This window comes from Microcoleus sp. B4-C2 (assembly GCF_036705265.1).
Lineage (GTDB): Bacteria > Cyanobacteriota > Cyanobacteriia > Cyanobacteriales > Microcoleaceae > Microcoleus.
The window spans coordinates 1-8939 of record NZ_JAUBUB010000154.1 but is presented as its reverse complement, the minus strand read 5'-3'; the positions used below and the strand labels follow the sequence as shown (position 1 = coordinate 8939).

At 44.0% G+C, this 8939-nt stretch carries 7 protein-coding genes; 4 read left to right on the top strand and 3 right to left on the bottom strand.

Annotation, left to right across the window (positions count from 1 at the left end; genetic code table 11):
• Positions 1–451: 451 nt before the first annotated feature.
• The gene (locus QUB20_RS27355) at positions 452–1885 is read right to left on the bottom strand and encodes a protein adenylyltransferase SelO family protein (protein WP_333250903.1); all 1434 of its coding nucleotides are present in this window, start codon (positions 1883–1885) and stop codon (positions 452–454) included.
• 319 nt (positions 1886–2204) lie between these two features.
• Positions 2205–4634, bottom strand: coding sequence for a GH116 family glycosyl hydrolase (locus QUB20_RS27350; RefSeq protein ID WP_333250905.1), 2430 nt, complete (start codon positions 4632–4634; stop codon positions 2205–2207).
• A 99-nt stretch (positions 4635–4733) separates the two neighbouring features.
• Here QUB20_RS27350 and QUB20_RS27345 point away from each other — a divergent pair, with 99 nt between their 5' ends.
• Positions 4734–5786, top strand: a complete 1053-nt coding sequence (locus QUB20_RS27345) for a DUF262 domain-containing protein (protein WP_333250908.1) — start codon at positions 4734–4736, stop codon at positions 5784–5786.
• A 23-nt stretch (positions 5787–5809) separates the two neighbouring features.
• The gene (locus QUB20_RS27340; protein ID WP_333250911.1) at positions 5810–6793 is read left to right on the top strand and encodes a hypothetical protein; all 984 of its coding nucleotides are present in this window, start codon (positions 5810–5812) and stop codon (positions 6791–6793) included.
• A gap of 28 nt (positions 6794–6821) precedes the next feature.
• Here QUB20_RS27340 and QUB20_RS27335 read toward each other — a convergent pair whose 3' ends face one another.
• Complete coding sequence (locus QUB20_RS27335) at positions 6822–7379, bottom strand: gamma carbonic anhydrase family protein (RefSeq protein WP_333250914.1); 558 nt, start codon at positions 7377–7379, stop codon at positions 6822–6824.
• 106 nt (positions 7380–7485) lie between these two features.
• Here QUB20_RS27335 and QUB20_RS27330 point away from each other — a divergent pair, with 106 nt between their 5' ends.
• Both QUB20_RS27330 and QUB20_RS27325 read left to right on the top strand, forming a co-directional pair.
• Complete coding sequence (locus QUB20_RS27330; protein WP_333245117.1) at positions 7486–7995, top strand: TIGR02652 family protein; 510 nt, start codon at positions 7486–7488, stop codon at positions 7993–7995.
• Positions 7996–8210: 215 nt separating this feature from the next.
• The gene (locus QUB20_RS27325; protein ID WP_333250916.1) at positions 8211–8648 is read left to right on the top strand and encodes a VOC family protein; all 438 of its coding nucleotides are present in this window, start codon (positions 8211–8213) and stop codon (positions 8646–8648) included.
• Positions 8649–8939: the final 291 nt, after the last annotated feature.

Genomic DNA, 8939 nt, shown 5'->3' with positions numbered 1-8939 from the left:
CTGGCACATCTCTTGATGAAATTATTCGGGCTTATTGTGCAGTCTAGTGTCTCATACTTATTTGAAATGACTATATGTAGTACACACAATCTTGTAGTAAGTAAGGTGCGTCGCCACCAGTCAATCTGCAAGTTCTATTTAAAAGGTCGCAGATCCGCACCCTACATATTAAAATCACACAACATAAATATAGCAGCTACTGTACTTCATCAACCACCGAATATGCTGTATTTCTCCGTCCTGATTCTGCTTTCGGAATGAATCCGGGGGCTTGTATCCTGGATGCTTTCGGTCATTAGTCATTAGTCATTATTTCTCGGTGTTATATTTCTTATGTGGCAGATTTTTATAATCTCAGATTGCTCCGGGGCTGGTTCACGCTAATCTTTAATACCAACAGAAAATGCAGGTGAACCAGCCATTACGCGCTATTAATTCAAGCTATTATCAATCAATTTTCTGGGTCTTGCAGTCTCTTCACCAACTCATAAAACGGTTCCCAATTATCATCAATAGCTATCGGTTCCCAAACAGCCTCAATCGTCGGTCTCAACAGCGATTGTTCGGGATTGTGCCTCCGCAACCTGTCCGCCATTTTGTCCATATCATCCGCCGACAAACTTTGCAAAACGTGATAATAAAACTGTCGCCAAGGTGCTATCAAGTCCGCCGGTTCCGCCTCAGTAAAAATTAGACTAGCATCATCTCGCCAAGTGCGATCGAACTGTCTTCGCAGTTCAAAAAAGAAATCGTGATAGCCTACTTGAGACTCCGCCAGCATTTTAATTGTCACCTTCAACAACTCATCTCCATCAGCTTCTGGCAAATCCTCAAATCCCAATCTCTTGAGCATCAACTCCCGATAAGCTGCATTATAATAATCGCCAAACTTGGCCAAACCCGCATCCATATCAGCTTGAGGAATCGCCGCTGCTAGCGGTTCCTGGAGCTTCTCTAAATTGTCCCTACAAATCAACGGTTGATTGCCGTAACAATAAAGACCCGAATAGTCAAAATAAGCTGCTGTAAATTCCGGCTTGTAAGTTGGGATAAAAGCGAAAGGCCCGTAATCGAAACTTTCTCCTGTAATTGACATATTATCAGTATTAAGCACGGCCTGGCAAAATCCTGCTGCCATCCACTGAGCGACTAATTCAGCTACTCGCTTGACTAAATCTGCATAAAATAGGGCATATTTTTCTGCAGGCGAAACCCCGGCATTACTTGCTTCTAAATGCAGTTGTGGATAGTAATATTCAATAACAAAATCTAAAAGTTTTTTAGTTAAATCCGGGCGGCGGATATAGTGCAATCTTTCAAAAGTTCCAAACCTGATGTGAGAATGACTGAAACGCACCATTACGGACGATCGCGTCGGAGATGGTTCGTCCCCCCGCCACAAAGCATCTCCAGTTTCAACTAAACTAAAACAGCGAGATGTTCTAACTCCCAACCGGTGCAAAGCTTCGGCGGCTAAAACTTCGCGAATTCCCCCTTTGAGAGTGAGTCTACCATCACCGCCCCGCGAGTAGGGAGTGCGGCCGGAACCTTTAGTGCCGAAGTCGTAAAGTCTGCCGTCAGTACCGCGAACTTGGCCGTATAAGAAGCCTCTACCATCACCTAAATTGGGGTTATATGTGTTGAATTGATAGCCGTGGTAACGGAGTGCGAGAAAGGGGCGGACGCAGTGAAATTCGCCGAACGCTTCGATAAAATGTTGGTCGGTTACTTGTGCTGGGTCTAAACCCAATATCGGCAATAATTTGTCGTTGCGGAAGCGGAGAATATGCTGCGGAAAATCGGCCGCAGGGACTTCATCAAAATAGTCGCCACCGAGGGATTCGAGGGCGGGTTCGTAGTTGAGGGAAAGCAAAGGATTTGACATTTTTCTATTTTATCTTGAAATTGGCGATCGCTCCAAATTATATACGGGTAAGGTGCGGACTGCATTGGTGTCAACAATTGCCTCATACCCTTTTTCTCTCTCGTTTATAGCCGAGTTCGATCCCCTCCCATCTCCGGGCTTTTTCATGCTCAAACTTTAGCCAAGCTAAAGTTTGAGCATGAAAGATTAATGTTTTCCTCCAAGGCAAAAACTTTTTACGGTCAATTTTAGTGAGAGTTTAATTAACCGTTTTCCTTGCTAAAAATGGGGTTGAAAGCTTAAATTTTAGTCGGATGCACCAGCTAATATACATTTTGCCCTATTTAAAATTCGTCAACACTCCGTAAATCGCCCAAATTGCCATCGCCCGCAAATAGTGACTCGCCCGAAAAGTTCCCCCCGCCGTAATCGCTTCCGGCGTCCGAAACTGCAACCCATTTTCATAAATCTGCTTCACCACCGCATCCGTCAATTTAAACGCTTTCTCCTCCATCCCCATCTGTACCAAAAAAGCCGCCAACCCAAAATTAATACCCGTCCAAACTTCCAAAGGATGAGTCGCATTAGGATTTTCCGGCGAACCGTTCAGCATCACCCCATTTGCCGCACCGAACTCGCCATCGTTGAACTTCAAAAAGCAAGATTCGTACACAGTTTCTAGAGCACTGGCTGCACATTCCGGCGGCACAATATCCGGTAATCCTAACAGTTTCGCGTAAAATTGACCGCACAGTTGGTCGGCCATCACCACTTCGGAATTACTCTCGCTGTCCAAACGGTAATATTGACCGTTCCACAGTTTTTCTTGATAGCTCGGTCTTGCTTGTAACAGCCAACTGTGATATAATGCTATCTTTGCTTGAGGGTTAGGAATTATCTGCGGTGCTGCATCTTCTAAGATTTCGCCGATCGCGATCGCAGCCTCCAGCGCCGCCAACCACAAACCCCCGCAATACGCACTTATCCCCCGCATTTGCCAGTCATCAAACGTCTGATCCGGTGCTCCAGAATTCTCAGGAATTCCGTCCCCATCCTCATCAAAAGTTTTCAGATAAGCCAAAGCCTCAACAATTGCCGGCCAACACTCTTGCAGAAACTCACAATCTGTGGCGCCAGTCAACAGGAAATCCCGATAAACCTGCAACACAAAATCGCAAGGCAAATCCTTCCACAAATTGCAATCTTGATAGCTAGTATAATTGGTTTTCTCCCAAGGATGTTCGTTAGGAGCACCCAAATCGTGCGGCGTCGCGCCGACAGCTTTTCTAATAGCCGAAGCTTGATTCCAGCCAATAATTCTCGGCGTATCGTCTCCTGCAGAAATTGCCCTAGCAAACGCTAAAACCACCGACTTTTCCAAATCCGGCCACAGCATCAACAAAGCAAAAGAACCGTAAAGCCGCACGTCCAAACTTTCGTACCAGCGGTAATCAATGCACTCCAAAACAGCGAATTGACCCTTTGGATCACGTTCGTCAGCCGCACTCCAAAGAGTACCGCCGTCTGTGAGGGCGTATAACTCGTTAAACAAAGCCATTTTAAAACTGTCTGACAAATCTTTCCGTTCTAAAATCGGTTTTTGCCAAGCTTCAATATTTTCGCGCCAAGTATCGGAATGCTTCATTGCAGTGCGAATAATCGGCCAAGCATTTTTGCCGTTGCGGCCGAAGAAATCCGTATAGCGGCGGTAGTACCAAACTCCCGATGCAAACTCAGTAACGGGCAAATCCCAAGCTATAATAAAGGGGATTTTGCGAGTTTTTCCCGGTCGAATAGTAAAGCGAACTGCGATCGCACAAGCCAAGTGTTCTCCGGCTGCTGCGGCTGTCTCGTCTTTGTCATCCAACAAGAAACCTTCAGCAGAAAAGTTGCGCCAAATATCGTCGCCATTCCCCGCCGGGTTCCAGCGAGTTTGATAGAATACTTCTACCGCCGGATTAGTAATAGTTGCGATCGCCCATTGTCCATCCCCCTCTTGCGGTTCCTCCTCAGCAGTCAACCGCGTCATCACGCAACCGATTCGGTGAAAATCTTCCACCAACAAATTCATATTTCCGCCGCTTTCTCCCCACCGGGGTTGATAGTCATAAAATGGACTACCATCATCTCGAACCATGACTTTCGGCGACTTATTGGCATTAGTAAACCAACCGACAATATTCTCCCAACTCAGCATGATGCTGAGAGTAATCGGCGCATCTGTAGGATTGTGCGCCACCCATTCAAACATGGCGACTGGGTAACTGCTTTCCTGATAATTGTTCGGCAAAACTGGCGAAAATTGCTCGCAGCTTAATTGAGCCTCAAACACATTTTCGTAAACAAACCAACTGCGCGGATACAAAGCATGATAAGTCCCTGAAGTTGACTCTTCCCTTCTTCCTTCTTCCTTCTTCCTTCTTCCTTCCGATGGATACCATTTCCAACTAGATAAACTGCCATCGGTAGGCGGTTCAGTGGAGAGTGCAAAAGCTTGTTTCTTGCCTTGAGTTTCTTCAAAAACGCTGAACTGACAAGCGGGCAAACTGCGAAAAATGTGCTCGCCACCGTCAATATGCCAGAGGTTGAAGTCGCCGCGGGACGATCGCCCGATGCAGCCGGCACCGAACCCGCCCAGAGGCATTCCGTGCCACGGCCCGTCGTCGAGATTGCTTGCGTAGCGGACTGTATAGGGATTCTCCCAACCGAGGCCGATGGGACGTTTCCAGGCCTGTGGGGGGATGTTTGGATTGGATGTGCGATCGTTCATGATTTATTTTTATAAGCAAAGGCGATCGGCGCAATTCCGGCAGAGCCTTAATAGTATATAATTGAAATTAACAGTTTACCCTACTGCGGAACAAATCACATGAGTCGAGCCATTAATTTTCAAACTGTTTCTTGGTTTTGGGATCTCTACACAAGAGCTCTGCTTGATCTTGAGCCACCTTATCAAAGACGCAGTGTTTGGAATCAAGAATATAAAGACTTTTTCATTGATACTGTACTTAATGGATATCCTGCCCCTGCTATCTTTTTGTATCAAGAAATTACCTCTGAAGGTCGATCTAAGTATAGTGTTGTTGATGGCAAACAAAGGTTATCTACTTTATTTGAGTTTGCAGAAAATAAATTTCCGGTGAGCGAACAAGCAACTTTGACAAGACTGAGAGGTAAATCTTTCAACGACTTAGAAATTGAAGTCAAGCAAAATTTTTGGAAATATCAGTTTGCTGTTGAATATGTCCCTTCCGACGAGGAAGGAATTATCAATGATATATTTAACCGTATTAACCGTAATGTTAGTAAATTAACACCTCAAGAACTGCGTCACGCCAGATTTAATGGCGGATTCATCACTACTGTAGAAGATTTAACTGACTGGATGGCTTCCATTCTCCCGCCCAACTTTCCCTCGATTCCTGCTAGGGCGAGAAACCAAATGAAAGATGTAGAGTTTGTGGCTTTACTTTTACTTTTTCTAGAAGAAGGAGTTAAATCTTATCGTCAGGATGATTTGGATAAAGCGTTTAACGATCGAGATTTAGCTTGGGAGGAGCAAGATGAAATAGAATCGGAATTTAAACAAGTGATTTTATCAATAAAAGAGTTATTAGATAGTTCGCCGAAACATATAAATTTATCTAAAACCAGACTCAAAAATCAAGCAGATTTTTATTCATTTTTTAGCGCACTTGCCGAACTAAATCGTGAAAACTTATTAAATATAACTGCCGATATCTGCCAGAGACTTTACGATTTTATGGAAACTGTAAAATCTCCTGAATCAGCAATGATAACTCATGAATCTCAAGCCTATTATGATGCCATTACAACTTCCTTGGGTTCATCAGGAATTGAAAGAACTAAAAATAGAATTAATATCTTAAAAGCAGTAATTTTAGGAAATACTAATTCGTAATAAATCTGTAAATTATCTAATTTATGATCTATCCTTCTATTTTAGACCGCCAATATGCACAATATCTTCCCTTTGTCCAAGATGTTGAAAAGCGAGTCAGAGAAACAATGCTAAATTTTTGTGACCGCAATGGATATGCGCTTACTTCTAGGATTAAAACTATTGAATCTTTAGCAGAAAAAATTGAGACAGGCAGATTTAAAAAATGGTCAGAACTAGATGACTTATTTGGTTGTACAGTCATTATCCCAAATTTATCACAAGAACAACAGGTAATTAAATTTTGCAAAGATACTTTTCAGGTTGTTAAAACAGTAAAAAGAGGACAGAATAAAAAATCTCCAGATACTTTTAAATTTGATTCAACTAGAATTTCGGCTCGATTAAAAAGCGTAGAGGATACAAATATCGATAATTTATTAAGTATTTATACTGTAATTTTTGAAATTCAAATAAAAAGTGCTTTTGAACACGCCTGGGCAGTTTCAACGCACGATTTGGTTTATAAAAGTTCGGAAATTGACTGGAAAAAACTCCGTTTAGCTGCACAAATAAAAGCGATTGTTGAACAGCTAGATACAATGATTCTGGCATTTGAACAAATATCTCCTGCTATACAAGAAAGCGACTATCCTGAAATCAAAAGAAAATGTCAAATAGCTGTTGCTACTCTAAAACTATTTGAGCGAAACAAAATTCCCGAAGAACTTAAGCCAAAAGATATGACCCGTTTTTGCGAAAATTTATATGGTATTCTTGCCAGGGGTGGGAAAGAGGACAAAGTTCAAGAAGTTATCAAATGTATTACAGAAAAAGTTAATTTAACTCCCCTCGAGCAAATTCCCCGAAGTATCTCTTTATTACAGTATTTTTTGGCTATTTTAGTAGAAGCAGACATTATTATCTTGCCTTTAGACAAGTATTCTTTTCACATAACATCAGAATTGCTTGCGCTTTATCCAATTTTTCAGGGCAGCGTGGGTTTGAGTTTTGAATACGAGCTTTAACTGTTGCATAAACCCTACCTAAAAAACTTTATTCCTTCACCTCAGCAAATCCCAACTCAGAACCTTTCCCCGCGTGAACCAGAGCCAACTTTTCGTAACGCTTAGCGTGTTCCACCAACTCGGCCGCTTCTTCCTCAGAGACATCCCGCAGGCGTTTGGCAGGCACTCCCGCAACTAGCGTATGAGGGGGAACGTCCTTGGTGACAACCGCCCCTGCACCGACGATCGAGCCTCTGCCCACCCTCACTCCGTCCAGGACGATCGCCCCAATCCCGATCAGGCAGCCCCGTTCAATGTAAGCTGAGTGAATCACGGCTCGGTGTCCGACTGTCACGAAATCTTCCAAAACAGTCGGTTGCCCCGGATCGCCGTGCAGAATTGCTCCATCTTGGATATTGGTACTTGAGCCGATCGCAATTCGCTCTATATCCGCCCGCACCACCGCCCCGTACCAGATACTAGCCCCTGCAGCCACCTCTACCCTGCCGATGACAACAGCGCCTTCAGCGACAAAAGCCGCTTGGGACAGATCGGGCCTGGGCCAATAGGAAGGAAGTGCAGACAGAGGTTTGTTGAGATTGCTCATTAGTTGGTCGATCGTTATACTTCTAGCAGATTAGCTGGTTGTGGATACGGGATATAATAAAAATATTTGGCACTTTTGCAGAGAAAATATGCTGGGACGCAAATAAATGATTGAAGTTGCCTTGCAATACCCGATGTTTGGCCCGGAAATTCAGTGTCCCCACTGTCGCCAAACAATTCCGGCTTTAACGCTAACGGATACCTATTTGTGTCCGCGTCACGGGGCATTTGAGGCAGATCCAAAAACGGGGGAACTGGTTCACCTTCAGTCTGGGCGGCACTGGCGTCGCTGGGAGAATGAATGGTATCGCCAGCACACGCACCCGGACGGGATTCGGTTTGAAATTCACGAAGCGCTCGATCGACTCTATACTCAAGGCTATCGAGCAACTCGCGTGATCGTTGCCCAACGCTATCGGGACTTAATCAGCGCTTATTTGGAACGCAGCACGCCTTGGCGGGGCCAGTCGGAATCGCCCCGGCCGAGGCTGTACGGTTTGCCTGTGGATTTTAGCCCCGATCCTCAAGAGGACCCTTGCTGGGAAGTGATTAATTTTGATTTGGAAAAAGAGCCGGGAGTTCCGGTTAGATATCCCTATTTTCGGTTGTTTGAATAGTTATTAGACATCTCCCAAAAAGACAGTTTTGAACAGGCAAGATGCCTGTTCCACAATAATTATGGGAGAGGTCTATTCGTTATTAGTCATTAGTTATTTGTTGGTTGTCATTTGCCCAAGGTTTTTTAGAATGTTTTGGCGATAGCAACCAATGCCCAATGCCCTGTTTGGCCAATTCCCCAATCTAAAATCTAAAATCTAAAATCTAAAATCGAATGCACCACGCCTCCATTCGCACTGCTAACATTCACCGGGCGATCGCCTTTTACGAACAGTTGGGATTTACTGTGAGCGATCGCTTTACCACAGGTTACACCCTAGCCTGTTGGATGGAAGGTCTCAACGGACGCATTGAACTAATTCAAATCCCGGAACCCAAACCCGCACCGGATGCTTTCGGAGACGAGCATTATGTTGGATATTATCATTTATCTTTTGATTTAACTGAGGCGACAACTGACTTGCCTAGCTGGTTGCAGTCTCTGAAAGAACGGTTTGAGGAAGCTGCTAAAGACCAACCAAATCAGTTTCAAGCTTTGAAAGTTTTGTTAGAACCGACTCAACAGGCGATCGGGCAAAATGTTTACGAAGTAGCTTTTATTGCCGATACAGATGGTTTGCCCTTAGAGTTTATCCGGCGCATGAATAACTAATTAAGTCAGAGCTGAAACTCTTCAGAAATCCCATCAGCGTGCATCTGTGTTCATCTGCTGACATCTGCGGTTAAAAAATCCTCATCCCACTAATTTGCTTTAATCAGGATATCAATTAATCAATAAATTAAGTAGAAGGAAAAAGGAATAATGCTTATAGAGCAAGCTTTTCAACCATCTGTATCTTACGTTTCCTCACGTAAATTCACTGAGGAGCGCGAATTAAATAACTTAAAATTTTAATTGTTATTGTGGGATGGGCGTCCCGCCCCGCCGTTTTTGTCGGGCGGG

Coding starts and splice junctions, on each gene's coding strand:
- QUB20_RS27355 (WP_333250903.1), bottom strand. CDS start 1,885: ATGTCAAATCCTTTGCTTTCCCTCAACTACGAACCCGCCCTCGAATCC.
- QUB20_RS27350 (WP_333250905.1), bottom strand. CDS start 4,634: ATGAACGATCGCACATCCAATCCAAACATCCCCCCACAGGCCTGGAAA.
- QUB20_RS27345 (WP_333250908.1), top strand. CDS start 4,734: ATGAGTCGAGCCATTAATTTTCAAACTGTTTCTTGGTTTTGGGATCTC.
- QUB20_RS27340 (WP_333250911.1), top strand. CDS start 5,810: ATGATCTATCCTTCTATTTTAGACCGCCAATATGCACAATATCTTCCC.
- QUB20_RS27335 (WP_333250914.1), bottom strand. CDS start 7,379: ATGAGCAATCTCAACAAACCTCTGTCTGCACTTCCTTCCTATTGGCCC.
- QUB20_RS27330 (WP_333245117.1), top strand. CDS start 7,486: ATGATTGAAGTTGCCTTGCAATACCCGATGTTTGGCCCGGAAATTCAG.
- QUB20_RS27325 (WP_333250916.1), top strand. CDS start 8,211: ATGCACCACGCCTCCATTCGCACTGCTAACATTCACCGGGCGATCGCC.